Here is a 26953-nt window from a genome sequence, read left to right on the forward strand (position 1 = left end):
CATACTATTATGGGATAATATCATGAATCTCAACCCAACTCAATGCGATGTTTTCTCTTCTTTTTGATACGTGCCCAAAGATAAATAATCAATGGGGGAAGCGTTAAGATAGAAATTCCAACCACTAAAATCGATTCATAAATTACCACGTTACCTACCATCAACTGGGTAGGAGGAAGAAACCCTAAACCAATGGCGACAAGACACGAAATGAGCCCTAAAGAAGACGTTATCCAAATTCCAAACATGCCCAATGGGATTTTGTATGGACGAGCTATGTGAGGTTTTTTATAGCGCAACCAAATTGCCGCTGCAAAAAGAGCAATATAAACAATCATAGCTAACTGCGCTGTCATCGCAGTCAAAACCCAATAAGAACTACTCACTGTTGGCATTAACAAAAATACCGAACACAACGCAGTAAAAATTATCGCTTGCACCATTAAAATATTTATCGGAACACCTTTACGCGTTGTTCGCGCTAAAAATGCAGGCGCACTTCCATCTTGAGCAGCGACTAATAAACCTTTAGTGGGTCCAATAATCCACGTTGCAACTCCACCTATGCCACCAATAATAATTAAAATCGCAACAATCGATTCAGCCCATTCCATATGAAAGGCCACTAAAAAAATATGATAGGCTTGCAATAAACCTGTCACTACCGATAAGTCATGATTAGGCACTACAGCTGAAATCGCCAATGAAGAAAACACTAAACTCAATATTATAATAATTGTTGAATATAAAATGGCTCGAGGATAAGCATGACCAGGTCTTTCAACTTCATCCGCATGAACTGCTGACATTTCCATGCCAACGAGACCAAAAATTAATGCCAACAAAAATGAGAGCGTATTTGGATCATGGAACGAAGGCCAAAAATTTACCATCGAAAATTGCACTTGCATAGGTTTTCCCTGCACAATCCACATAATCCCTAAACCTATAATGAATAACATCGGTAACAACGTACCAAGCAACGCACCCACAGTACTAATAAAACTGGAAAGTTGCATACCAAAACAATTCAGTAATGTTGCACCCCAAAAAATACCGAGCACACAAAGCAGCATAAAAACTTTACTTTCAGCTAAGGATGGATCGATTAAATAAGCGACAGTGGCAGCGATAAACGACAAAATGGTGGGATACCAAACCACATTGTAAACCCACTGTAACCAGATCACTACAAATCCCCACAGCTCACCAAATGCTTCTCGTACCCACACATAAATTCCGCCTTTATTTGGCATTGCTGTGGCTAGTTCTGCAGACACTAAACTGACTGGAACAAAAAAAACGACTGTTGCGAGCATGTAATAAAACACCAACGAAAAACCATAGGCGGCACTGAATGGCAACGACCTTAAACTATCCACAGCGATAATATTAATCATCATCAGTGAAAAAATGCCGAGCGTTTTACCCGATTTTGACTTTAATCCGGACATAAAAATCCTTTAAACAAGTGATACTCAGACACTAACATGAAAAACGCTTAAAATGAAGCAAGTCCAATCTGCTGCCCCATCTGCACTGCACTACCTGCCTTTAACTCATCATTCCACTGCGCAACTCCCCGAGGAAATACAACAATCACCGTGGAACCTAACTCAAAATGCCCCAGCTCATCACCTTTATTCAATTGAATCTTTTTCTCTAAAAATTGTTTTGTCACAACACCCGATACCGTAGCCGGAGCCACTTTTCCCGCCCATACTGTATGAATACTCGCTACCAGCATCGCCCCCACCAACACCACAACCATCGGACCACACTCTGTCTTAAACCAACACACCACACGCTCATTGCGCGTAAATAAATTAGGAATATTCTCTGAGGAAAAAGCATTCACTGAAAACAAACGACCGGGAACATAAACCATTTTTTCTAACTGGCCTTCAAAAGGAATATGGACTCGATGATAATCCTTCGGCGACAAATAAACGGTCATAAATTCCCCGCCCAACAGTGATTGCGCTTGAGAATCATCACCCCCTAGCAATTCTGACAGAGAATACTCTATGCCCTTAGCCTGCAACAATTGGCCCTCGCGAAGGGCGCCCATTTGGCTGATCACACCATCAGCAGGACTTGCAATCGCGTTGCGATCGTGACAGATCGGCCGTCGTTCTGAATGAATGGCTCGAGTAAAAAACTGATTAAAGGAGCGATAAACATCGGGATTGGGCTCAACCGCCAAGCTCATATCAACCCCGTACTTTTTAATAAACCAATTCACCAATAGACGTTTAAACCAGCCCACTTCTGAACGGCTGATCACTCCCGCCAAACGCGAAAGCGCATGATGGGGCAACATATAATAAGCTAATGTTTTAAACTGGATGAACATGAACCGACCTTTTTTAAGAATATCTTACTATATGATGCTAGATATAGAGAACCAGTGCAATATCAAAGCTAGACTTGACCCCACCTCACTTTTAATGACAACATTATCGCAACATATGAGGGTCCTGTGAAAATCTATCTAGTCGGTGGTGCAGTACGTGACAAACTTTTAGGACGCGAAGTCACTGAACGTGATTACGTTGCTGTAAGCGCTACTCCAAAAGAAATGTTAGATCTCGGATTTCGACAAGTCGGCAAAGATTTCCCAGTCTTTTTACACCCTGAAACCAACGAAGAATATGCTCTCGCCCGCACAGAACGAAAAACAGGCAAGGGCTATACGGGATTTGAATGCAATGCCGATCCTTCCGTGACACTCGAAGAAGATTTAATAAGACGTGATTTAACCATAAATGCAATGGCTCAAGAAGTGGGTGATTCTTCAAATGCCATCATCGACCCTTATCACGGACAACTCGATCTTAAAAAGAAAATTCTGCGACATATTTCCTCCGCTTTTTCAGAAGATCCAGTTCGCATTTTACGTGTTGCGCGATTTGCTTCGCGATTTCCTGATTACACCGTTTTTCCCGAAACCAATGATTTGATGAAAAAAATGGTCGAAACAGGTGAAGTTGACGCACTTGTCGCTGAAAGAGTTTGGAAAGAATTCTCACGTGCATTATCTGAAGAAAACCCCCTTCGATTTTTTGAAGTATTAAACGATTGCGGAGCACTCAAAAAACTATTTCCTGAAATTATTTCAAAAGGATCACTTGCAACATCAAAGAGTCTCGATTATCTGCGCCGCGCATTAACTGATAGAAACCCAAATGATCTCATACGCTTTGGTTCTCTTGCTTTGGGACTTGATAAATACGAAATTACTTCTTTTTGTCAACGATTAAAGCCACCCAGTCGTTTTAGCGAATTAGCCATTCTTGTTTCTTCCAATCTTAGCAATTACATTAGTTTAGATTTCCAAAACGCAGAATCTGTCATTAATTTCCTTGAAAAAATCGACGCCTATCGACGACCGGAACGATTTTCTGATTTTTGTCAGATCTTGAAATTTTTACCCGCAGAGATTTCGCCAATAAATTCCACACAAATTATCCAAGACGCTTTTGAACTAACCAATGTTATTGATTCAAAACAATTCATCGACAAAGGCCTTAAAGGCGAAGAAATTGGAAAAGCAATCCACGGGGCTCGCGTCGAAAAACTTCAACAGGGAACAGCAACTGGATCTGCTGGAATAGGTACAAGATAGTAATATTAGATTGCTCTCACACAAAAAAACGGCCGGTAACTTTCGCTACCAGCCGTCTTTAATTAGCAATATCTAGAATTAAGAAAAGTCTTTCTTACGATGCCAAATTACTGGAGCTGCACTAACCAATTCACGATCGTACAGTGTAATTTCACGTACAGATGTATCTGGGTTAACACAAGTCAGTGTATAAGTACCAGGCTTGCTGCCTGCTTTGACTCGACGGAAAAGAATTTCGTTATCACGAGTCTCAACGATACAGTTTTTACCGATCACTGAATCCAGATGGAGAGACGAACGACGTTTACCAGCAACGTAGTCGCCTACTGCGAACGCAGGCGCCATACCATCATCAATAATGATGTATTCGACCGCGTCTGGGTTGTTTTGACGGAAAACGAGCAATTCATTAACAATCGCGCGATCTTCAGTCGGAACTTCGATCGGCTCAAGCCGTTCATTGCCTGTATCAAATAATTTGTTTGATAATTGAGGAGGAGTACCAATACCGTAGAGCAACCAATCAACGCCACAACGAATACCTTCTTCTTTGAATACGGCAATAACTCGTCGAGCGCCTTTTTCGGTCAGACCACCAGCTTTAGCGTCTTCCCAAGATTGGATAGTACTTGCACTGATATGATACTGCTCTTCAAAAGCCTTACGCGATAAACCCGTCATCATACGTAAGCTTTTAAGCCGCTGCCCCCGCATTTCTGGGCCGGACTTTGAGTCTTTGAGGTCTTGAATTCTATCAATTAATTTTGGCATATATCCACCTGTCCTGATTAAGTTCAATTAACATGCCGGCATTTTAGCATGTTTTCACAAAAAAATAAAGCATTTAAGGGAATTCTGACACATTCTTCTGTCTACTTCTATAGGCCCACCCTGCCTATCCCCCGAACACCGCATGAAGAAAGACTTAACATCTACTAAAACATGGTAGGTCTTAATCTTCAGTGCCCATATTGTATCAGATTTTATATAAAATGGAAGGATAATATCACGATTTAACTAGAGTTCTTGCTCTGGATTCATTAGGAACTCGTTTGATAAGGGGTGATAAAGCAGAATTTGCTAGGAAAACATGCCAAAAGCCCCTCTATTTCAACATTCCTATAAGGCCCTAAGGTAATTTTAAGTTAATATCACTGTAAAATCGAATGAGGCTCCCACCAACCCACCATTGCCGCAATAAGCAATAAAGCGAAAATTAAGACTGAAAGCCCGATACGCCATGTTAATGCTCTAGCCATTTTTTCAGAATCACGTCTTCTTAACATATAGAAACTTGCACTTCCTAAGAAATAAAGCACCATTAACATTAAAGCTAATATTAGATATTTCATGATAATTTTTTTCCTTAGAAGAGCAGATTGTCAGTGAGTTTGAAGTGTATCATACGAATTTATGAAGTGCATTAGAGCCTGGTAGTAGATTTCAATAGCAAAATCTGGGTTTATGCAATATTCAGGATGTAAGCCACAAATTTCCATTGAAAACCTTGTTTTTGAGTGCTTAAATGCCTTAATTGAATCACCCTTCTGGAACCCCATGAAAGCTGTCAGCGCTAGACAAAAATTGACCTTCAAACCAACGCTTTGGCCAACGCTAGCCACGCTGATTTTGCTACCTATACTGATTTTGCTGGGTTTTTGGCAATGGCACCGCGCAGAGTATAAACAGCAACTGCTAGACCATTACACCAATCAACAAGGGCAACCGCCACTTGCCCTGGATCAAGCTGTAAAAGACCTGGAGGGCTTTCGCTATTTCCCATTAAGCATTCACGGCCATTACATTGTTGATAAGCAATTTTTACAAGATAATCAATTCCATGAACATCAGGTGGGCTATTATGTACTCACGCCTTTTATTACCGACTCACAACAAATTCTATTGGTGAATCGCGGCTGGGTCACCAAACAACTTCCACACACTCAATTACAATTATCAACAAAACCGGTGACATTAGGCGGACGGATAAGTGCCGCTCCAGTACGTACATTTCATTTAGGCGACAATTTCATCGGTAAAACCACTTGGCCCAAAGTGATGCAAGTCATCAAGATTGACGAATTATCGAACGCGTTGGGGCAGCCACTGCAACCCATTATACTCTTATTAGACCCCGATCAAGCCGATGGGTTCGTTCGAGATTGGCAGCCGCAGGGCCTTCCGCCCGAAAAACATAGGGCTTACGCCCTGCAATGGTTTGCATTTGCTACCCTTTTAATGGTAATTTTCCTCGTATTGAACATTAACCGCGAAGGCGGGAAACTCCAGAAGTGAGGAAAAGTATGATCGCCGAAAAACGCAATAATTTTGTCATCGTTAGCTTAATATTAACTTTCACAATCCCGTTGATTCTTGCTGGGCTATTATATTGGTATGGCGCACCCCTCGAAGGTAAAACCACCAATTACGGGCAATTAATACAACCCACCATACCCATTAAACAATTGTCGCTAAAAGATATTTCAAATCACGAACTTGCCGACAAAGATATTTTGGGAAAATGGATTTTACTGACACTCAACCCAAACTCTTGTAATAAAGCCTGCGAAACCAGTCTTTACAACATACGACAAATTGCCAAAGCAACGGGAAAAGACCATACGCGACTTCGTCAGGTCGTCATTACAGTAAATGGCAATAAAACCGATGCACATTTAGAGACATTATTACAGCACGATTACTCTCTGACCAAACAATGGGTAATTGAAAAATCTCAAGCACAACGTCTTAGTTCAGAAGAAGGCGCCATTTATTTTAGTGATCCTCTTGGTAATATTATGATGCGCTATAAACCTTCCGCAAATCCTTCGTACATTTTTAAGGATTTGACAAAATTATTGAAAGTTTCGCAAATTGGATAAGGGGGTAATCATGAATAAATCTCAACCTGCACATCGATTTTGGTTTATGGCCCTGATCGCTACTGTGTTTGCAGTGAATGTTGTGATGCTAGGAGCTTATACTCGATTAAAAGATGCCGGACTCGGCTGCCCAGATTGGCCGGGCTGTTACGGGCAATTGACAGTTCCACAAACAACGCAAGACGTTGCAAAAGCTGAACAAGCATTTCCAAAACTCAAAGTAGAGCCGGAAAAAGCCTGGCCAGAAATGATCCATCGCTATTTCGCAGGTACATTAGGATTGTTGATTTTTACACTAGCAGTGAGCTCCTTAATTCGTAAACGTCGTGATCGAGATGTTCCCATCGCAGTTCCTCTTTTTTTAGTTGGCATGGTGATTTTTCAAGCGATGCTCGGTATGTGGACTGTCACATGGCAATTATTGCCACAAGTTGTGATGGGACACTTATTAGGTGGAATGACCATCGCGACTTTTTTATGGTGGTTGACGCTGAGCTTGAAAACTAAACGACGACACAAAACACCGAACTCGTGGTTAAAACCTGCTGCAATTATTGGAATTATTATTGTCGCAACACAAATTTTTCTCGGCGCATGGACGAGCGCAAATTATGCTTCCATTATTTGCCCCGATTTTCCATTCTGCCAAGGCAGTTTTTTTCCGAAAATGGATTTCGCCACTGCATTTAATTTCACTAGTCCGATTGGCGCGAATTATCAAGGTGGAATTTTGGGCACCACAGCGCGCGTCACATTACAAATGATGCATCGATACGGCGCGATTATCACAGCAACATATATCACATTATTAGCCATCATTTTGTTACGCTCACGACAACGTCCAGAATTACGAACTGCAGGTTGGGGAATATTAATTATTCTTACAGTGCAATTTTTATTAGGCGTAGCCAATATCGACACAAAACTATTATTACCTGTTGCAGTTGCACATAATGGCGTTGCTTTAATTTTACTTTTATCGCTGGTGACACTGGCTCATTTACTTTTTCGAGGGCAACAACGTGACACGCTTAGCGTCAATTAATTCCTATATAGAACTTACGAAGCCTCGCGTTGTCTCATTAATTTTATTAACAGCTGTCGTTGGAATGCTGCTTGCTGCACCCTGGATACCATGGCAACCTTTATTTTATGGCACATTAGGTATTGGATTAACAGCAAGTTCCGCAGCCGTGATCAACCAACTTATCGATCGTCATATTGATGCAAAAATGGGCCGCACTCAAAATCGTCCATTACCCAGCGGGAAAACCACACCCACTCGAGCCATTATTTTTGCAACGATTCTCGGATTACTCGGAATGTCCGTGCTATTTATATTTGTAAACGCGCTCACGGCATGGCTAACATTTGCCACACTGATTGGATACGCTCTTATTTATACGGTATTTTTAAAACGCGCGACCCCACAAAATATTGTGATCGGTGGATTAGCAGGCGCCACGCCTCCGTTGCTCGGCTGGACTGCCGTCACTGGGCATGTAGATTATGCCAGTCTGCTTCTGGTATTAATTATTTTTACGTGGACACCTCCGCATTTTTGGGCGCTTGCCGTCGCACGTTATGACGAATATAAAAAAGCAGAAATTCCCATGTTGCCCGTCACACACGGAATTCCTTTCACCTTATTATGTACACTACTCTACACCTTTTTAATGATCGCATGCTCATTACTGCCCTACGCCATTGGCATGAGCGGAATATTCTACTTAATCACCAGCATCTTATTAAATGCCGTTTTTCTGTATTGGGTGGTCCTATTATACCGAACCCACGATCGCGTGATTGCAATGAAAACCTTTTATTATTCAATATTCTATTTAATGTTACTGTTTATTGTGCTATTAATAGACCATTATTTATAGGAGTGTGACCATGACAACTCAAGTGATCCGAAACCGCAATATCATCCTCGCTGCCATCGCTTTTGCCGTCATCTCACTATTATTGGGAATGTGGGTGCGAAACAACCAAAGCGGTATTCACCAATCTCCATTTGATATCGAAAATGGCACTATTTTTCCTGTTCCTCATGACATCTCACCTTTTCATCTTGTTAGCGCTCAAGAAAAACCATTCACCAACAGTGATTTAAGAGGACATTGGAGTTTATTATTTTTCGGATTTACACAATGCCCACAACTTTGCCCCACCACACTTGCCGTTCTCAACGATACCTACCAACAATTAGAAAAAAAGAAAAATGTACTGCTTCCACAAATTGTATTTATTTCTGTTGATCCAGAACGCGATACTCCTCCTGTTATTCAAAAATATATTGCTAGCTTCAATAAAAATTTCGTTGGCGCAACTGGCTCTCAAGATGAAATCAAAAAACTCACAGCAGCGCTCAATATTCTGTATATGAAAGTCCAAAAACCAAATGCTAACGACCCTATGGCCTATCAAATAGATCACAGTGGCACACTTCTTTTAGTGAATCCCGAAGGAAAACTGCTCGCACTTTTCTCTTCACCACACACTGCTGAAGGTCTTGCAAATAACATTGAAACTATAGAAGCGCGTTTTTCCAAACAGATTTAAAATATTGATGCATTAAAAAGGTTTAAAATGTGGGCGGACAGAACTAATGAATCGTTTGCGCTGATTTTCAAAGGCGTAGGATTAGACTTTTCACCTTTACACGTTGAAAAAGCGTTACAGTTATTGGCGCTTTATCAATGCCGAGAAGTCATAGTCGGGGGCGTTTTAGATAAAACAAAACAACCCTTATTTCCTGAAATTACTGAACATACACATCAGTTTCTTATTCTCACAGCCTATCTACAGAGCACATTTATACGCCCCGTAAAATTAGAAAGAACCGATGTTAAAGATCCTGATTCACTCGATCTTGTTGCACTAAAAGAATGTGCTCGCACACTAGGAATGCTAGATGAAATACTTCCAAAACTTCAACATTACCCTAGAGTCATTGTTCAAGGCGGATTTCAATTTCGACTCGAAAAACGATTACTATTTCTTGTTCGATTAATTCGATCAAAAATAATTGTTGGCGTTGAACATTTATTGATATCCGTAGGTGAACGTGTACTCGCTGATTTCGAGCCAGCAAAACAACAAAGCGCAAACACCGAATTCGAAATGGCGAAAATTGTTCTTGCTCAGATGAAACAAGAATATCCTGACTGTTTTGATAAAATCACAATCGATTTTCACAATGCACAGAAAAAACCTGATGCTGTGCGTGCCGATGTTGACGATGCTTCTGCACAAACCGCAAAAATGTACCAACAGAAAGATACTGTTTTGCTCATCAGTGACCAACCTTTCTGCCAATTTCAACACGAAAGTTTCCGCATTCCATTTCATCCGACCCCACTTGAAACTATTGGCGAAGCTGCAAGCGAAGATTACAATGGATGGAACTTCTGCGATGCTTTTTCACGCTATATGTTCTGTATTGCAAGACGTCATTTAATTCTAGACTCAAAAATCGATCCTAAAAAATCCATGGACATCATCAACGAATATAAAAAACTCTATACCTGCGATTCTTCATTATATTTAAATGGGAAACTCCGACCCGAATTAGAATCACCCGCAAAAGAATTAGCAGCAGGCATCACAACTATTCTTAAATAATCATTTCGTACACTATTGAAAAAAAACGCCATTTCTGAGATAATGTCGAAAGAATTACTGGCGTGAGCTTATTATGAAAAAAGATAGACTGATCAAATATGGTGTATATTGCGCGGATTTTCGTTGGCATCATGGCGAACTCACTCTGTTAGAAATCGGCGATGGCTTTTATTCTGAATTTTACGGCGATTACAGCGATAACAAATTTTCTCTTCGCGACTTAATTTATCAATATGTTGATAATGATTTGCAATCCTATGATTGTCCTCGCGTATATGTTTCTGCCATGCCCCAAACACTCACAGAACGTCGAGGCCTGAAGCGATCCAATATGGTAGACGACGATATTTTAGGTCCAAGCCTAGGCCCCAATAAACACTACAGCGCATTCGAATTTTCTTCATGGAATGCCTCTACAATTGCTCTTAATGTCGTTAAATTAGAGTCATGTAGATTTGCAAAACACGAATATTCTGATCAAGAAACTATAGAAAGGCTACGGGGAAAACCAGAAAATAATCCATCCATTATATTACAAGCCTCTGATAGTTTTATTGCATGCAAGGGTGATAAATTTTGGTTATCTCAATTCCAAAAACAAGTTTCAACAAAAGCATTACCTCAAGATTTTATTATCGACCTTGGAAATCATAACCCTGCAACGTTGAATATTAATCTTGAAAAATTTTATGTCATCAAACCTACTGATGCGAGTGGTGGTGATGGCGTCCTCGTTGTCAGAGGTATTCACTTGATTGCTTTATTATCTGCAATCAAACATAAAAATCATAATGAGATTCCTGAAGCTCTATTAACGGATCAAAAATTCATTGCAGGATTTGACTACCTCATTAAACGCATAAGCAATCTACTTGTAGTGCAAGAATATGCTCCAGCAGATTTGATAACAGTGGAAAATGAAGAGTTTTGTCCCACTGGTAGACTACTATTTACCGTAAAGCAATTTGATGACAACCGTGTTGTGGTTGAGGTGATACCCAACAGTATCTATTTCAAACTTCCAAGGAGCCCGTATATAAGTTGTTCCACAACAGGTTGTATCTCTGATGTGTATTACCAAAGAGAAGCTCGCGCCAAAGCAAAAAAAATCTCCACACTCATACATGAATCTGTTCAACAACACATCGCGAAATCTTTTCTTACAAAAGCCACGCCATTGATGACAGAGATTTTGACGACACCACTTTGTTCTATGCTCGAAGGCATTTTACAATCACCCACACCCAATGAAAGCAAAGAATATTCCCTCACAAGCCTAGGGCACTATCCAATTTACGAACTCACAACTGCCAACCTCAAAAACCTGGAACGCCTCGTCCACAACAATAATATCAGTCAAGCTATCTGGCATTCCTTTCTGATCCAACAACTCAAATTTTCCGTCCTCTCTTGCTACAACGAACGACCCAATGCCGAACTCGCCGATTTCGTGATGACAAAAATCTACCACGGCCAATTCTCCGAACCTCACCTCAAAGAAATCCTTCACTACATCGAAACTGCTGATTCCACACCCAATCGCGATCGAAATCGTTTCAAAAACCTCATCCAACAGTTCTGCGAAGAAAACTTAAGGTATCTAACTCCCACAATTTCTATCTAATCTATGTAGCCTATGGCCTAACCCGGCTTTTAAGCCCTTTTGTTTTTGTCTTTCCCCGCCTCTTCCTAGCTGCCTTCGCAGGAATGACATCAGTCATTTCTGCGAATCCTAGCCATTCAATTCAACCTATGCACCACCTTATTTCCTCCAACTCTAACATCCTGAAACCCTTACAGGAAAAGCAACACAGCCGTTTTTCAGAATTTAGTCAATGGCATTATCCAAATTTAGATAATCATATTTTCCAAATTTGGATAATGCCATTGACTAAATTTAGTTTGAGTGCTAATCTATCAACATGAATAATCCTCAATTCTTAGTACACAATAGTCATTTAGACGGTCTCAAAGCCTTCGAGCAGCGAGATCCACATTGGCGGATGCTTGAAAAACAGATCTATGCATACCAACCCAAACTATTAGATGAATTACCCAAAAATACTCCCGGCATCTATACAATCACAGGTGGACGACAAATAGGTAAAACGACTCTTGCTAAGCAATGGATGCATAAATTGCTGGTAGAGGGGATAAATCCTAAATCAATTGCATACTTCACTGGTGAAGTCATTGTTGATCATCTCTCATTGATTCAACAACTTCAGGATTACCTGAGCAAAATGCCCTCCGATCAAATAAAATACATCATCATAGATGAAGTGACTTACATCATTAATTGGGACATGGGTATTAAATTTCTCGCGGATGCGGGACTACTCGAAAATGTCATGCTGATTCTCACTGGCTCTGATACCGTCATTATTCAAGAAGCCAGAATGAGATTTCCAGGCAGGCGGGGCCGATCAGATCAAGTTGATTATCAACTCTACCCACTTTCTTTTTATGAAGTCCTAGATTTAACAAAAGTCGTCGAAAATCTTGATGAAGTTTTAAATACCGATACGCCCAACGAAATTGTAATGGAAAAAATATATAAAGCCTTCAATAATTATCTCATCCACGGTGGATATTTAACAGCAATAAATAATTATGCTGAATCTGAGCACATCGACAAAGCCCTTCTGGATGTTTATTCCGATTGGATCCGTGGTGACATCATCAAACGTGGAAAAAGTGATCAATATTGTCGCGAATTTTTTACTGCCATGAGAAATAGACTCAATAGTCAAGTTTCTTGGGCAGCGCTCGCAAAAGATTTCGCGATAGAACATCACTCCACTGTTGCTGCATACGCTCATTTACTCATGTCTATGGATGCTATTTACATTCAACAAGCTCTTATAGAAGACAAACTTCTGCCAGCACCTAAAAAAGCAAAAAAATTAATTTTTACTGACCCCTTTATTTTTCACGCGATCCGAGCGTGGTTAACACCAACCGCAAATCCTTTTAAACAACAAATAATTCCAGCCATTCAAGACCCAATAATTGTTTCCTACCTCGTCGAAGCTTGTGTCACCAGCCAAATACGTCGCTGGTATCCAACCTACTATATCAAAGCCGAAGGCGAAGTTGATATCGCTTATATTAAAGACAACAAATTCTGGCCAATCGAAGTAAAGTGGACTCAACAACTTCGCGCAAAAGACCTAAAACAAGTACAAAAATATCCCAATGGCATCATCCTTGCTAAACAGCGTGAAACCCTCAAAATCAATCACTTAACCTCATACCCCTTGCCGTGGTACTTGGCAAAGCTGGCTTATAAAATATTGAAGGCATAGGTAATGTATGAACCCATATTATATTAGTTCTTTATTGATATTTTTCGAATCCTCAATCTTCTTATGCAATACATAAGTCTGGGCAAGGCCATAATAATGAGCAGCCATATTACAGCGGATATTTTTTAAAAATTAGCGGAATCAAGTACTACAAATTAATACTGCTATGCTCTTTAGCATCGGTACTTGATATCGATTTTTTTATAGGCATCATATTTATGATATTTTTCATTCCAGTAGCGATTCCATTTCTGCTGATAAAAATGCTTACGTAAAAATACCCCAGGAAAGGAACCTGGTCAATATTCTAAACTCTTCGAATTCGACGGGTTTAAAACGCATACCGTCTACTTGCAAATGAGTATGAAATGAGAGGATACTCGCTTATATATGTATCCTTTCAATACAGGGAGAAAGTGAATGACCGGTCAATGCTACTGGGTATATATTTTACATTGCGAAAACGACACCTACTACACAGGTTACACAAACGATATCAACAAACGCTATCAATCGCACCTTGACGGAACTGGCAGATGTAAATACACACGCAGCTTCAAACCTCTGAAGATTGCTCAATGCTGGAAAATCAATGGTGATAAATCATTCTCAATGAAAATAGAAAGAATGATTAAAAAGTTGCCGCGCGCTGAAAAAGAAAAGTACATTGCTAATCCAGAAAGCCTCTCGCCTGATCCGCGGGTGGAAATAGTCAGGTGAAAATCTAAGCCCGAACCTACGACAGACACTATGTTGATGTAAACATCACTAGATCTCTGTTCTTTGTATATAATCTAACCACATTATGAAACATATATCTCAATTCGCTCACGACCTTTACCTGGGTTCACTCGTTTTAATCGAATAGCTCCCATTTCACCAGTGCGCTTAATATGTGTTCCTCCACACGGCACTTCGGAAAATTCCTTGATTTTCCAATATCTCATTTCATTGGCTTCGTCGCTGAATGCGCTTATTATTTCTTGGTTAGCATCGATGATTAATTGCGCCTCTTGTTGTAATTTAGCAATGAAAGGGGTCATATTTTCGCTCCACTCAAAATCGATGCGCGATTTTTCTTCGGCGATATGCGCGCCTACTTTTACAACATCGGGGAATTGCTGACAAACTAATTCAAGGACTATTTCAGCAGCGAAATGCAGGCGCATTAACTTATAGCGACGAGGCCAGTCAATCTGAATCGTCACCGCATCGCGCACTTTTAAACTGTGATTTTCGGAGATTCTATAAAAAATTTCTTTGCCCACTTTTTTGGCTTCTAGCACAGCATAACCACCAATGGTACCGTGGTCACTTTCTTGCCCGCCTGAAAATGCATAGAAAATGGTCTCTGCGACACTAATTTGATTACCAGCAATCGTTCGCACAGTTGTGACTAATTCTGTCTGGTAAGGATCTTCCCAAAATATTTTTTTTGTCATATTGTTGCACCTCGTATCGAAATAACTATACCGCCGTACTCTGAAAATAAGACTTCACATTTCGTGCGTTATAGCGCATAATCAAGACAGTACCACTGTGCGCTAAAACGCACAAGCTTTTTTTAAGGTGGATCAATTGAAGAGCATAAATAAGCGCATCGCGATGACTTTAAAGGCTTTACGCCGTGAACACGGCTGGAGTTTAGATAAAACCGCTCAAGAAACAGGCGTCAGCAAAGCCATGCTGGGTCAAATCGAGCGGGAAGAATCCAGCCCTACTATTGCGACGCTTTGGAAAATTGCGAGTGGCTTTCAAACATCTTTCTCACCGTTCATTGACGATCTGTCGAAAAAAACAAATTATCCCATACGGCGTTCTGATAAAATTCAGCCTCTCGAACCCGCTGATAAAAAAATTCGCATCACGCCGCTCTTCCCATTTGATGAGCAGCTGCGATGCGAAATCTTTGTAATCGAATTACAACCTCATGCTGAATTACTGTCATCCCCTCATAAACCCGGTGTTATAGAACATGTGATTGTTGTAGAGGGAACCATGCAAGTCTTGTTGAACCGAACCTGGAAAGTATTGCGTGAAGGCGACGGTCTTCGCTTCGATGCACATAAAACTCATGGCTATAAGAATAACACTAATTCAACAGCTCGTTTTCATAATATTATTCATTATACGCTATAACAAATAAGGCCGCAAAGGGGTCGTATATTGAGCTATGAAAGTTTTATTAATTCTAGTGATTTATTTAGATTAGATTAGTTTAGTTTATTTTTTAATTTCAAATAGAAAGGATGATCAAAAAGTTATTCGATAATGAAGTAGCCGAAAAAGAGTCGTCATTAGTTGACATAATGTTATATGAGAACATACAATGCTGAATAGTCTTTAATGGAGTATTGATGATGCAACAGCAACAAGAAGCTAATATTGAAGAATCTCGCAGACAGCTCGGCATTACTGATCTAACCTTTTTAAATTGTATACATTATATGACCCGCGAACTTGATTTGAATGTTGATATTCTAGATGGGAAAGAAAGAAAAATCACTAATGATATCATCAGAAAGTTAACTGACAGTGGCTGGCAAGCATTTCGAAGATCAACTCAGCCAGATGATATCTTCCCTCTCGCATATGATGCGGATACAGGGTACGGCGGCTGTGCTTTTTTCAATAGGAATATTGGGCAATTAATCATTTCTCATCGCGGTCTTCAATTTAATGAAAATGGCAATCTTACTGCTGCTTTGCTTATGGCTTTGCAAAGTACTCCAACCCCATTATTTGAGCAAGCCAGACAATTTACCAGACGTGCCATCGAAGAATTCACTCGCAAATTTGGTGGAGCGCCAGCACGTATCATCCATGCAGGTTTCTCTTTAGGAGGATATATATCAAGCTATTGTGCTGGCGTTTCATCGGTTGAATTTGGTAATCAACATTATGCGGTTTGTTATGACTCACCGGGCGCAGGGAATGATGTTGCAAGGTATTTTCATGGCAGACAAGATTTTTCACCCAATATTCAAAATAATATTTTCTTACTACTGACTTCTCCGAATATCGTAAATGTTACTAATCCACATTTCGGACAAGTTTTGCAAATTACACACTATCGTGACATTAATCGCTATACCTACAAGCCAGAAGTATCGCTGATGATTTCTTTTCAGGGTGTGCCAATTGGCTGTGTTAATCGTGATACACTCTCAAATGCAGCTGTGTTGCTATTAGGAACGTTGAGAACACATGACCAAGATAGATTGCGTGGAATTTTAGGTGATCGAAATTATTTTGATACTCATCCTGTAACAGCTGACGTATGGCCACTTGCTGAAAATAGATTTCTAAATATCGTAGAAGCCCAGCAAACAGATGGCGGAAGACTAGCTGCTTCAATTTCGAGAATCTTAACAGAGTCGACTTTAAGACCAGATCGTGGGTTCTCTCGATTTATTGAGCAGTTCTTAAACAAATTTTACCTGGATCACAAAGTGCCGACATTATTTGGATTTCTTCACCCAGAAAAGCTACAGCAATTAATAGCTCAGCAAGCAGACAACCAGCCTCTAGAACATAATGATGGTGAGGGTGAGCTCAGGATGTAATTATCGCTAACCCCTGTGCCCTCTACCATATCGAATGACCAGTAACATATAAGCGTCAAATATAAGTAAACATCACTAGTCATAGAAGGAAAATTTTATGAAACGTCCACCATATAATGATCAAGAGCAGGAACCAACAGAAAAAGAATTAGAACAACGCTATATTGAATTACTACAGCAGATGCTCAGCGCTGGAGATTTCACAAGCGCATTAAGCTTTTGCCAATCTATCTTGAATTATAATCCTCACCATCCACGCTTTAATTTTGAGTGCGGCGTAATACAACTCAAATTTGGGAATTATGATCTAGCTAAACAACTGTTCATAACTTCCGCTAAGAATAGTACGCACCCCAATCCAATTTGTTTATTTAATATCGGATATATAAGCTATTTTCAAAATAATTATGATGAAGCGATTTTATTCTACGAAAGAGCATTAAAGGCATGTGCCAGCGACGAAGATGCAAAAAGAGCCTATGAGAAAGAACATAACATTGCGGTTATTTCAATCGATAACTTAGAAAAATGGCAAATCTATCAAAACCTAAGTGCAGCATACAATGGCAAAGCTCATGAGGTTAAAAACACTGACCTTGCAGGTGCATATGCTCTATATCAAAGAGCCGCGGAAACATGTGACCAAGTTATGAATTTACCCAATTCACTAGGTGAGAAAAATGCTTCATGGGTAGATGCATATTATAATAAAATGCGTGTTCTGTTTAATCAGGTTAAGCTGGATGCAAAACTGGAGCGTCCACTAAGCACATTAGAAATCCTAAAACAAATGCTCGATAACGCAGAACACTTGCAAGAACTTAGCACCTTACAGAGAGATATACGTAAGTTGCGATTAGCATTAAAACATTTTGACGGCGAATGGGTTGATACAGATGCTATTTTACAAGATGAACATCACGAACAGCAGCAAGCTGCAGATCAAATAGCTGAAAAATTAAAATCTATCGTAGATTGGCATCGTGAGCCCGTTGATTGGCCAGCTATTTTTGATCAAGAGCAACGTGCTCTTGAATCAGCCATAGGCGTAAACGAAGCACAACCGCCAAAGTTAAAATCATCAAAGGTCGTACGTGAAGAAAACAAGCCCGCCACTTCAGACAACTCGAAACTGAACCGCTTATGGGAAGAACATACGAAACGTCTGCAGAACCCCGCTCTTTTTCCACATTCGTTTGCTGTAATATTAAGCTCGCCGGAATTCTTGCAATTTCGCGGTATGTATATGTTTGAAGCGGGCAGGTTACCGCATGTCATAGCAGAAAGTTATACTTTCTTTGACGCCCTTGTGGCAAATTTCTATCAACACAAGTTAATCGCAATTGAATGTCAATTGCAACGAGCTGGGAACTTAGTCTCGGTTAAAAAATATAATGTTGATCCGTTGCTTCAATCTGCTCAGGAGATGCTAGCTCAGTTAGGAACTCCAGATCATCTATGCTTTTTCGGGCAGGTAATACATGTCAATGAGCCTGAAATACAAACTATACGTCGGCGTGATTTTATGAATGTTGCACGCTTTCATTTGGCAAGAGTCTTGTTCAAACAAAACTTATTTCAGGGCTTAGTATTTCAACTACGCAACGATAATAAGTTGGCAGAAGATCATTTCAATGCATGCTATCCGCTAGTGAGTGTCTTGGAGGATATTTTTAATGATAAACATAACACTGAGCAACTATGTGCATTGAAGGATCAGTATCACCCACTTAAAGTGATGACATTAATTAGCTTAATTCGTGAGCATCAAGAGAAAATACCGAGACAATTATTTGCTCGTATTCAGCAGCTTGAAAGTTTGTATCGCAAAGACCCTATGCGAATACAAATAGGTGATTATTCGATTCCATTCCCCTACGATATGTTTGCAAGAGATTTTAATGCCCGCAAACGTCAAAAAGCTCCTGAAAACGCTAATATGACGGATCATGTCTTAACTTTGTGCTATGAAAACATTCAAGGCGAGAAGAAAATAATATCAATTAAATTTGATATGGGTGAACCTATCTTAGCACTTGAAAACTCTGCTCATAAATTTGACACTACTTACGGTCTTGCACAGCAAGCGGTAGTGAAAAAAATTAATCATGGCCTTTCGATTTGTTTTAAACCTGATATTGAGTCAGCGAAGGCGTGTTTAGATTTTAAGAAAAAAGTTGACTATCCAACCGTAACTTATGATAGAGGATTACACGAACATAGTGAGCAGGTGTTTTATTTTGAATTAGATCATGTAAAACCACATAAATTAATTGTTGCATTTGAAAAAGCATCCAATCAGGATCTAGTACGAGGTTGCAATATTCTTGGCATTGTTTCTGAAATGCAATCTACAAAAACCTGTTGCCCGAGCTGCAAATGTTCAGCCATTGCTACTCAAAACCCAAAACCCGATGATCGCGAGGCATTTCTGCATAATCTACAAACTGCTTTTTTGCAGAAAGGGTATCGTATCCGTGGAAACAATGACGATCGCTACCAATTATTCATGGCAACTCGAATTATAGCCTTTTCACCTGATCGATTTCGCAGTGAGGGATTAGTTCATAAAAATCCCGCGCAACAGCATTGTGATTTGAGCCAATTAAAAAACTTAGGTATTTTAGAGGAAATGGATAGCTCAAGCTGTGTAAGTGGGTATCGCAAAGCTTTATCTTTTCTATAAAAGGACACAAAGTATCAGAACTTATCAGATACACATCATTTTGGTAGTGTGTCCCCTATTTAAACTCTGTAAAATAGCAAAACCTCTCACAACTCAAGACGCAACGCCCTTTCTCTTAATATCCTACGGAAACGCCGCCGCGAACACCGGTATCATAAGTGCCTATACCAGCCGAACATCCAGTGACTAATACAATCATGAACACGCTAAGCCCAAGCAAAATTAATTTACGCATATTATTACCCGCCTTATATAAGTTGGTTCTTTACCTTCCGCAAATCCTTAAGCTTAAAGAACAAGATACGATCCCTTACTTATAGTTTAGTACAAATTGAGCATTTTACAATTTGACTACGAATTTGAAGGTACAAGAACTTGCTGTGATCTGCTTAACATCTATTGAAAAAAATCTGAATTATCGCATAAGAGAATACGACTCAATTATTTTCCATTTTTCAACTGCTTCTTTAGTTTCATCATCAGTGACTGACAATAGCTGAATTTTATCAAAGGAAATTGTTTTCGGCTCTATTGTTGGCCATATTTCTTTGGCGAGTTGTTGTTTAGTTTTTTTATCTAATTGTTTGTAGAGCAAACTTAAGTGAGGGTTAAATGCATAGTCACTCTTGTTGTCTAAAGAGTGTAATTGTTTATTGAGTTTTTTTAATAGCTCATTATTTTCAAATTGAATATAGAGCGTCTTAAAATAATTATCGGAATGTTCAATTCCACTGGCAGAGGCTTGTAGTGGTGTAAAATTTGTTACCGTTTTAGTGAATACTTCTTTCAGGTTGTCTACATTGTCACTGCTCCCCACAAAAACAGTCATGTGCGGCATAAATACGGGAGCTTCATAGAGATTCGCCCAGTGATTTATCTGCCCCTGAAGAGACAATAAAGAAGGTTGCGCAGGTGAAAGCCAGATAGTGAACAACATAAAAAGCCTCCAAAAGAGATTTCAAGTCTACGACTGCTATGATCTATTAACGTTAAACTAGCAATCTTATTTCTTCAAGTAAAGAATGTAGCAATCGTAGACTTGGCTCCTTTACAGGACCGCATTAACTCGATTAATGATTGATGCGGTCCGAAGCACTCGGCCAACTTCATTATTGTCATCATTTTTATCGATCTTTCGGAGTTCGTTGAGGACATTCGCAACGTGACCCTCTACTTTCAGATCACGCCATTCTTTGACAACTTCACCTCGAGTGTTGATCAGAAAGGTGCTTCTAACAATGCTGTCATAGGGAATGTCGAACCAATGCTTCTCCTGAATAACACGAAAGTGTTTACATAGCCTTTCGTTTCTATCAGAGATTAGCTCAAAAGGCAGATCGAGCATTTTCTTAAAATTGTGGTGTGATTCTACTGAATCTCGTGACACCCCAAATACTGTGCAGTTCAATCGAGTGAATTCCGAGAAACTATCTCGAAAATTTTCAGCTTCATTGATACAACCCGGAGTATTATCTTTAGGGTAAAAATAGACAACGATATTCGTTCCCAGAAAGTCTATCAGGTTAACATCATAATTAAGCGTAGAGCTCAAATTATAAGCAGGTACTGTTATCATATCCGTGAATCCTTCCATGTGTTCTTCAACAAGGCCGGTAGGTTAACATGGTTATTTGTATATTGGAAGGGTAGGATCGCATCTACCACCCACGTAAGCCAAAAGCCATAACAATCGTAAGCCCCTCACCTGGCCTCCCCTCTCTTGGATAAACACTACTGAGTAAGGTCCGATTGATGACCTAATTCATTCGTTAATTGATCCATATCAATAAATGCGGAGGGTTTATATCGCTCAAGCTCTAGAACGGGTAATAAGGGATTTGATAATTTAAGCAAAATGAGCGTTACACCATTCGCAAGATCAGTTAAAAAATCAAACGACACTTTGTCGAGCGTGATATTACTATCATGTTTGATAACGTTACTCATCGGAAAAAGAGTTTCGAGCCACACCTGTCTTGGATTCGTGGCGGGTTGTATATTGAGTAGAAAATCAAACATATCAGGATTATCTCTCTGTAAATCTGCTAATCCACTACCTCTTAATAATTCTTGTAAGCGAACTCGGGGAGCTCTAGCCTCTGTTGAAGGCACCATGGGAAAATAAAGAAATTTAAAATTTGCATTGGGATATTGTCTTTTGCAATATGCGTTAAAACCAATTTCAGGTAGGCGTCGCATGTCTTGAACAATCTCTGTCTGCAAGCGTATAGCCTCATTGTTATTACCCTCTTTGAGAGCTAATTTTAACTGAGCGATTTTAGTATAAGAATCACAAATAAACTTTACAGTAATAGCACCGTCTGGATTTAATAAAACCGTTAGTTTTTTCCAGTAACACTCCACTACTTTTTTGCCCAAAGCATGAACTTGTGTGGGAGTTTTAACATGTCGCTGAAACAATTCTTGACCTTCTACGATATAATTTGCATTCAGCAAGTAATTCACTAATCGAAGAGCATCATCTTCAGTTAGATTGATCTTTAGTTTATCGATAAGACATTGCACTCTAGGAAGGGCTAAAGCTTGAAGATGTTGCTCGATACAATCCATCAATAAACGTCGCTCTGAAAAAGACATATCATCGGGTAAAAAACGCGCTACTTCTTGAAACATTTTTCTGTCGATATGTTCTTTGAGAAATCGTTCACGAACAGCTCTTTCCCAATTTTCTAAGTTATAATACCTTGAACCGACGCCAAGATTTTCTATCTTATTATTTTTTACAAAATGAATAAGACTTCCTATTTCCCCAAAAGACTCCGAGCTTAACCATTGACTCTCTATGGCAAAAATATCTTTTCCTTCAAGCCTCCCATGTTCGATTAGCAAAAGAAAAAAATTTTCAATATCACTAAAGCTTTTCGCTAACTCGAAAACTCTTTTTTTGGCTTTATCCAGCAATTCATAACATTGACCAGCAATGACATACCAAGGCAATATAACTCTTAGTCCTGCAATAACCTCAGTAATAGTAGATTGATTTGATTCAAGACATACACTACACCAGTGCAGTGATATTAAGTTTAAAACTCGATTACAATTATCTTTAGCACGGTAGCGTTTAATCGAATCATCCAAATCGGCATCCCCAACTAAGGGTCTATTCCGAGATAAATCCTCTTGTATTTGATAAAACCTAGAAAATTCTACTAACACATCGTTGTGCTTTAAATCTCTGAGCCAATTATTGACGACCACATCAACTAAGCCTCGAACAAATCGACCTGTTCTGCACCAATGGCTTAATACAACTCTAAACTGAGCCTTACTAATACCAAGTATAATAGGCCGCCAATATTGTTGAGACTCAGAAGGTAAACATGCCATTGTGTTATTTGCTAACTCATATTCTGAAGAAACTAGAAATGATTCTAATAAGGACTCGCAAAACTCGCACTTCAAGTCTTTATCAGGACATGCTCGTATAATATCGAGGGCTTTTTCAGGCTCTAATTGACTAGTTGCCTTACATATTACTCTTAAAAGACATTGACGCGCTGGTTTATTGACTAGCATGTTTACGGTAGCAAACATTTCTTTGGCTGGCTTAGTTGAACCTAAATAACTTTTAACCTGACTAAAACACGGGTCTTTCTCGAATTTTTCATCAACCGACTCTGTAAGACAAGAATTTAGTAGTTTTACTGCATTCCCCAGTTGATTCTTCTCTAAAAAAACTGAACAAATAAAAATCTCCAGTCCTGTAATACCGCTCTTTTTCCAGCTTTTTATTCTATTTATTAGTTTTGTGGTATCATCTCCAAATAGCTTAAACAAACCCTCCACAATTTTTTCTTTGATTTGATGTGTATCCCATTTTGAAGCTAAAAACCCTGAATTTCGAAGAAAGTCGATAGGCTCACTACAGTCCTTTACATCTAATATCTGAAGCACTGCATTACAAACAAAAGAGCTTGCAAACTCTTTAAATGGACATTTTAAGGCGAGTTGTATTATTTCTCGGTTATTGCCTCGACGAACTGCTCCGAAAAAATTCTTCCATGAAGCCCCAACTGTCTTATCACGGTAGAGATGGGCGGCCTTAATACAATTATCGAAGTTTACAGGTTCTACTGATACGTTAGCCTGTATCAAACTTTCAACATAGCCATCTCGCTTATCAGAAGGCGCCAATACAGTACATAGTTCTAATGCTTGATCATTAAGCTTATGTCGGATCAAAGTGTATAATTTACTACAAATTTCATTAAATTTTCTTTTATCTTTTTTACCCACATTTTTCTGAGCAAGATATTCTTTCCGAAATTGTTGATATGATTCTTCTGTACGACGACGTTGCTCATTTTCGATCAACAATGGTGAAAATGATGCTTTGATTCTGTCCCACATAAAACCATCAAAATTAACTTTGACTATAACCTTAGCTTGTTGAGCTTCAGTCAATTTTCCCGTTAAGACCATAGATCCGATTGTTTTTTCTACGTAATGCTGGCTCAAATGTGATAACAGGCAAATAACATCATCAAAACGTTCCAATTCTATATACTGCTGAGAAGCAGTCTCTAATATTTGATCTCGACATGCCGGGATCAGATTCGCTGTAGATACTAACACTGGTATGAGTGGCACTTGCGCATCCGTAGTTCTAATCAATTGAGTGACAGCAATGGGAATGATCCAGACTTGTTCGGTATACGAAATCTTTGTCAGTACGCCAAAGTTCTTTCCTGCCGTCACAAGTTCTCTTACTTGCATCAACCAAGAGAGTTCTTGAGGTAAATGCTGTTCTATTTTCTCACAACGTAAAAATTCTTGGCTCTTAATCCAATAAAAATACAGATGTTGGAGAAAATCTTGCTTAGCATTCTCTAGCAATGCTCGGCTGAGCACATCAAATACAACCTTAACATCAGCTTGAGTTGTAAGCAGTTCAACAGCTTTGCCTCTAAAATAAATAATCGAACTAGCTCTTTTCAAGCTAGAATATTTTCCAAACCACATTATCCATGATTGCCAATTCTTGACCATCTCATGAGATTCGAGAAAATATTCAGCTAATGATATTTTATTACTATCCTGCGTTAAATGGTCGTATATAACCTCAAGTTTCTTCAAGTCATTCTGTTTTCTATAGTGTCTTTCGAGTAATTTCCAACCACAATCGGCTTCATCTTCAGGCAATTTTGTGAATAGTACGAATGATACTGCAGAATCAGGATTTAATCTGAGCAGCGCACTCACTGCTAAAACATAAAAATCTCTTTTATTGCGCTTAGAGAATTGTAACTCAGCAAGTTGCTTTATCATTTCTGCATCACGTAAAGATTCTGAAATTTCTAATGCTTCATGGGCCAACTCATACAAACGATCACTTTCAGTCACTAGCGCTAATAATTGGAAGGCCTCTAGTAGTTTCTTGCTGCGCAAATGACCTAAAATTACTACCTCTTGTTCGTTCTTTGCTTCAACAGTAGCTGCTTTATGAGGAGCATACTCATGCTCAAAAAATAATTCTTCCAATGACAGCATTTTTTAGATTCCTTAATGAATAGATTTAGAATTAATATGAGTAGTAAATTGAACTACTCTCCTCTTCATGCTCCTCTGCTTCATCATCAAGCTGCTCGTCTTCACTCGATAATTGATCAAAATAAGTTGCAATTGCTTGGCCCACCGGCGAACTGTGAAAGTGCCCAATAAGGGGTAAAGCTTTTTCACCGGTTACAACCACGACAGCTTCATGATTATGATAGCCACTTTCTTCATCTCGAACAGCCGATAGCCAATTAAAGGAGCCCTCCGAAATTTCTTTTTCATCTACGATGATTGTTTTGAGGTGGAAATTCGTAGTTAACACCACATGAATATAGGGTGACTCAAGAGTATTGATAAAGTTGATAAAATCCTCAATATTCTTATTATTAGCATCACACACAAAAATAACCTGCACTCCTCGACCTGACAGCGTTGTCAAAGTCTTCTGATCAAAATCATTTATGAACTCGCCTCGAGTCGATATGAACGGTGAACAGATAACGATACTTTCTTGGGCAGCTTCAAGCGAATCAATTAAATAACCTCTCTGCTGATCAAGTGTGGGAAAATAAATTAAATTTGAACTAGAGTTTACTGGATATTCTATAGCAGAAAAATTATAATCGTCCTCGTTAAATCTATTGATCATCGTTGTATTTTCAAATTGAAAATGTCTATAACGTTTAATATGATTCCATAGATCATCTTTTAATTCACCACAAGCCTGATGAGATTGCAGTACGACTGTTCCATCACAAGCATTTGGGTAGGCTTTTGTAACACCCGATAACCAATTAAATGATCCTATAGTAGTAATTATCTCATCAACAATAAGAATCTTACTATGAGTAAACATTTGATCCACTTTAACACCATAGTGCTTAAGAAATTCGAACACCTCTTCTTCTATTGCTTTTTGATCTGAATAATAAATATAAATTGCGACCCCACGTTTTCGTGCTTGAATGATGAGACTATAAACATCTAAAAGCTCAAAACATTCACTACTGAGTGCATAACTTGTTAGCAATATTGTTTTTTTTGCCTTATCAAAAGCATATTTCAGAAATGCTTTATGCTCTTCAGTACTCGACAATCTGGATAAATTATCAGCATACCTTATATCAGGCTGTGTAGATATTGCCTCTTCTTCTTTTACTATACCTGGCTCAGGCTTTAGTCTTTTTAAAATACCAGCATAACTACCAACAGCCATACTCTCATCTGCTTCTTTTTGATCTGGCGTTTCACGTTTTACTGCTCCGTTAGTACATCCTGCAGCTTCAGTGACTGTACGAGCAGTGTGCATTGCAAACTTTGAAGCATCAATAATGAGAGGAATATTACAACTTTTACCTAATTTATTGACTAACAGCCTCTTCCCTTTTTCTGAAAATGTATAGATACATTTAACATGTTTAGGCTCTATTTTACTCACGCAGCTATACTGAGACTGCTCATGTATCTCTGTTAGAGGATCATTTACATCTAACTCGAGAACAACCTCCACTAAAAATGTTTGCTCTTTAACCGTATGACTCTCGATTGATGGATCGGTATGAATATTAAATAATCTAATGGCTCTTGGTGATACATAGGCTTCTAATTCTGTTGGGAACACACCTTGTTCGATAAGAGATTTTATCGTCTCTGGTGTCGCAACAATGTAACGGCCTAGCGTTTTCTTCATCTTTCTCGAACATTCCCTTGGAGATTGATTTGCTGTTAAAGGAGTATTT

22 protein-coding genes are annotated in these 26953 nt (G+C 39.2%); 13 read left to right on the top strand and 9 right to left on the bottom strand.

Annotated features, from left to right (window positions below):
* Positions 1–29: 29 nt before the first annotated feature.
* Both K2X50_02450 and asd read right to left on the bottom strand, forming a co-directional pair.
* A complete protein-coding gene (locus K2X50_02450; GenBank protein MBX9586096.1) occupies positions 30–1454 on the bottom strand; it encodes an amino acid permease in 1425 nt (474 codons plus the stop codon).
* Positions 1455–1501: 47 nt separating this feature from the next.
* The gene (gene asd / locus K2X50_02455; GenBank protein MBX9586097.1) at positions 1502–2356 is read right to left on the bottom strand and encodes an archaetidylserine decarboxylase; all 855 of its coding nucleotides are present in this window, start codon (positions 2354–2356) and stop codon (positions 1502–1504) included.
* A 126-nt stretch (positions 2357–2482) separates the two neighbouring features.
* On the opposite strand from asd, the gene K2X50_02460 reads away from it, so the two are divergent.
* The gene (locus tag K2X50_02460; protein ID MBX9586098.1) at positions 2483–3628 is read left to right on the top strand and encodes a multifunctional CCA tRNA nucleotidyl transferase/2'3'-cyclic phosphodiesterase/2'nucleotidase/phosphatase; all 1146 of its coding nucleotides are present in this window, start codon (positions 2483–2485) and stop codon (positions 3626–3628) included.
* A gap of 78 nt (positions 3629–3706) precedes the next feature.
* Here K2X50_02460 and K2X50_02465 read toward each other — a convergent pair whose 3' ends face one another.
* Positions 3707–4399, bottom strand: coding sequence for a hypothetical protein (locus K2X50_02465; GenBank protein ID MBX9586099.1), 693 nt, complete (start codon positions 4397–4399; stop codon positions 3707–3709).
* 380 nt (positions 4400–4779) lie between these two features.
* Positions 4780–4980: a DUF2909 domain-containing protein gene (locus K2X50_02470; protein MBX9586100.1), complete on the bottom strand. Its 201-nt coding sequence runs from the start codon at positions 4978–4980 to the stop codon at positions 4780–4782.
* A gap of 112 nt (positions 4981–5092) precedes the next feature.
* Between K2X50_02470 and K2X50_02475 the strand changes: the two genes are divergently transcribed.
* The 9 genes from K2X50_02475 to K2X50_02515 all read left to right on the top strand — a co-directional run bounded on the left by K2X50_02475 (position 5093) and on the right by K2X50_02515 (position 14165).
* Positions 5093–5923, top strand: coding sequence for an SURF1 family protein (locus K2X50_02475; protein ID MBX9586101.1), 831 nt, complete (start codon positions 5093–5095; stop codon positions 5921–5923).
* Between the two features lie 8 nt (positions 5924–5931).
* On the top strand, positions 5932–6510 hold the full coding sequence (locus K2X50_02480) for an SCO family protein (GenBank protein MBX9586102.1): 579 nt from the start codon (positions 5932–5934) through the stop codon (positions 6508–6510).
* A gap of 46 nt (positions 6511–6556) precedes the next feature.
* Positions 6557–7555 carry a COX15/CtaA family protein gene (locus K2X50_02485; GenBank protein ID MBX9586103.1) on the top strand — a complete coding sequence of 333 codons (999 nt, stop codon included), beginning with the start codon at positions 6557–6559 and terminating at the stop codon, positions 7553–7555.
* On the top strand, positions 7533–8396 hold the full coding sequence (gene cyoE / locus K2X50_02490) for a heme o synthase (GenBank protein MBX9586104.1): 864 nt from the start codon (positions 7533–7535) through the stop codon (positions 8394–8396). Before K2X50_02485 ends, cyoE begins: the two co-directional genes overlap by 23 nt.
* Before the next feature lie 10 nt (positions 8397–8406).
* A complete protein-coding gene (locus K2X50_02495; GenBank protein MBX9586105.1) occupies positions 8407–9075 on the top strand; it encodes an SCO family protein in 669 nt (222 codons plus the stop codon).
* 27 nt (positions 9076–9102) lie between these two features.
* Positions 9103–10137, top strand: coding sequence for a hypothetical protein (locus K2X50_02500; protein ID MBX9586106.1), 1035 nt, complete (start codon positions 9103–9105; stop codon positions 10135–10137).
* Between the two features lie 73 nt (positions 10138–10210).
* Positions 10211–11761 carry a hypothetical protein gene (locus K2X50_02505; GenBank protein ID MBX9586107.1) on the top strand — a complete coding sequence of 517 codons (1551 nt, stop codon included), beginning with the start codon at positions 10211–10213 and terminating at the stop codon, positions 11759–11761.
* A 298-nt stretch (positions 11762–12059) separates the two neighbouring features.
* On the top strand, positions 12060–13445 hold the full coding sequence (locus K2X50_02510) for an ATP-binding protein (protein ID MBX9586108.1): 1386 nt from the start codon (positions 12060–12062) through the stop codon (positions 13443–13445).
* 420 nt (positions 13446–13865) lie between these two features.
* On the top strand, positions 13866–14165 hold the full coding sequence (locus K2X50_02515; protein MBX9586109.1) for a GIY-YIG nuclease family protein: 300 nt from the start codon (positions 13866–13868) through the stop codon (positions 14163–14165).
* A gap of 83 nt (positions 14166–14248) precedes the next feature.
* On the opposite strand, the gene K2X50_02520 is transcribed toward K2X50_02515, so the two are convergent.
* Complete coding sequence (locus tag K2X50_02520; GenBank protein ID MBX9586110.1) at positions 14249–14887, bottom strand: alanyl-tRNA editing protein; 639 nt, start codon at positions 14885–14887, stop codon at positions 14249–14251.
* A gap of 136 nt (positions 14888–15023) precedes the next feature.
* Here K2X50_02520 and K2X50_02525 point away from each other — a divergent pair, with 136 nt between their 5' ends.
* From K2X50_02525 to K2X50_02535, 3 genes are all read left to right on the top strand, one after another.
* A complete protein-coding gene (locus K2X50_02525; GenBank protein MBX9586111.1) occupies positions 15024–15584 on the top strand; it encodes an XRE family transcriptional regulator in 561 nt (186 codons plus the stop codon).
* A 221-nt stretch (positions 15585–15805) separates the two neighbouring features.
* Positions 15806–17011, top strand: coding sequence for a hypothetical protein (locus tag K2X50_02530; GenBank protein ID MBX9586112.1), 1206 nt, complete (start codon positions 15806–15808; stop codon positions 17009–17011).
* A gap of 97 nt (positions 17012–17108) precedes the next feature.
* Complete coding sequence (locus tag K2X50_02535; protein ID MBX9586113.1) at positions 17109–19697, top strand: tetratricopeptide repeat protein; 2589 nt, start codon at positions 17109–17111, stop codon at positions 19695–19697.
* 415 nt (positions 19698–20112) lie between these two features.
* Here K2X50_02535 and K2X50_02540 read toward each other — a convergent pair whose 3' ends face one another.
* The 4 genes from K2X50_02540 to K2X50_02555 all read right to left on the bottom strand — a co-directional run bounded on the left by K2X50_02540 (position 20113) and on the right by K2X50_02555 (position 26904).
* Positions 20113–20634, bottom strand: coding sequence for a 2'-5' RNA ligase family protein (locus K2X50_02540; GenBank protein ID MBX9586114.1), 522 nt, complete (start codon positions 20632–20634; stop codon positions 20113–20115).
* A 111-nt stretch (positions 20635–20745) separates the two neighbouring features.
* On the bottom strand, positions 20746–21273 hold the full coding sequence (locus K2X50_02545; GenBank protein MBX9586115.1) for a peroxiredoxin: 528 nt from the start codon (positions 21271–21273) through the stop codon (positions 20746–20748).
* Positions 21274–21428: 155 nt separating this feature from the next.
* The gene (locus tag K2X50_02550; protein MBX9586116.1) at positions 21429–25208 is read right to left on the bottom strand and encodes a hypothetical protein; all 3780 of its coding nucleotides are present in this window, start codon (positions 25206–25208) and stop codon (positions 21429–21431) included.
* Between the two features lie 31 nt (positions 25209–25239).
* Complete coding sequence (locus K2X50_02555) at positions 25240–26904, bottom strand: hypothetical protein (GenBank protein MBX9586117.1); 1665 nt, start codon at positions 26902–26904, stop codon at positions 25240–25242.
* Positions 26905–26953 lie beyond the last annotated feature (49 nt).

The organism is Gammaproteobacteria bacterium (assembly GCA_019748175.1).
Lineage (GTDB): Bacteria > Pseudomonadota > Gammaproteobacteria > JAIEPX01 > JAIEPX01 > JAIEPX01.

Coding starts and splice junctions, on each gene's coding strand:
- K2X50_02450 (MBX9586096.1), bottom strand. CDS start 1,454: ATGTCCGGATTAAAGTCAAAATCGGGTAAAACGCTCGGCATTTTTTCA.
- asd (MBX9586097.1), bottom strand. CDS start 2,356: ATGTTCATCCAGTTTAAAACATTAGCTTATTATATGTTGCCCCATCAT.
- K2X50_02465 (MBX9586099.1), bottom strand. CDS start 4,399: ATGCCAAAATTAATTGATAGAATTCAAGACCTCAAAGACTCAAAGTCC.
- K2X50_02470 (MBX9586100.1), bottom strand. CDS start 4,980: ATGAAATATCTAATATTAGCTTTAATGTTAATGGTGCTTTATTTCTTA.
- K2X50_02475 (MBX9586101.1), top strand. CDS start 5,093: ATGCAATATTCAGGATGTAAGCCACAAATTTCCATTGAAAACCTTGTT.
- K2X50_02480 (MBX9586102.1), top strand. CDS start 5,932: ATGATCGCCGAAAAACGCAATAATTTTGTCATCGTTAGCTTAATATTA.
- K2X50_02485 (MBX9586103.1), top strand. CDS start 6,557: ATGGCCCTGATCGCTACTGTGTTTGCAGTGAATGTTGTGATGCTAGGA.
- K2X50_02495 (MBX9586105.1), top strand. CDS start 8,407: ATGACAACTCAAGTGATCCGAAACCGCAATATCATCCTCGCTGCCATC.
- K2X50_02500 (MBX9586106.1), top strand. CDS start 9,103: ATGTGGGCGGACAGAACTAATGAATCGTTTGCGCTGATTTTCAAAGGC.
- K2X50_02505 (MBX9586107.1), top strand. CDS start 10,211: ATGAAAAAAGATAGACTGATCAAATATGGTGTATATTGCGCGGATTTT.
- K2X50_02510 (MBX9586108.1), top strand. CDS start 12,060: ATGAATAATCCTCAATTCTTAGTACACAATAGTCATTTAGACGGTCTC.
- K2X50_02515 (MBX9586109.1), top strand. CDS start 13,866: ATGACCGGTCAATGCTACTGGGTATATATTTTACATTGCGAAAACGAC.
- K2X50_02520 (MBX9586110.1), bottom strand. CDS start 14,887: ATGACAAAAAAAATATTTTGGGAAGATCCTTACCAGACAGAATTAGTC.
- K2X50_02530 (MBX9586112.1), top strand. CDS start 15,806: ATGCAACAGCAACAAGAAGCTAATATTGAAGAATCTCGCAGACAGCTC.
- K2X50_02535 (MBX9586113.1), top strand. CDS start 17,109: ATGAAACGTCCACCATATAATGATCAAGAGCAGGAACCAACAGAAAAA.
- K2X50_02540 (MBX9586114.1), bottom strand. CDS start 20,634: ATGTTGTTCACTATCTGGCTTTCACCTGCGCAACCTTCTTTATTGTCT.
- K2X50_02545 (MBX9586115.1), bottom strand. CDS start 21,273: ATGATAACAGTACCTGCTTATAATTTGAGCTCTACGCTTAATTATGAT.
- K2X50_02550 (MBX9586116.1), bottom strand. CDS start 25,208: ATGCTGTCATTGGAAGAATTATTTTTTGAGCATGAGTATGCTCCTCAT.
- K2X50_02555 (MBX9586117.1), bottom strand. CDS start 26,904: ATGAAGAAAACGCTAGGCCGTTACATTGTTGCGACACCAGAGACGATA.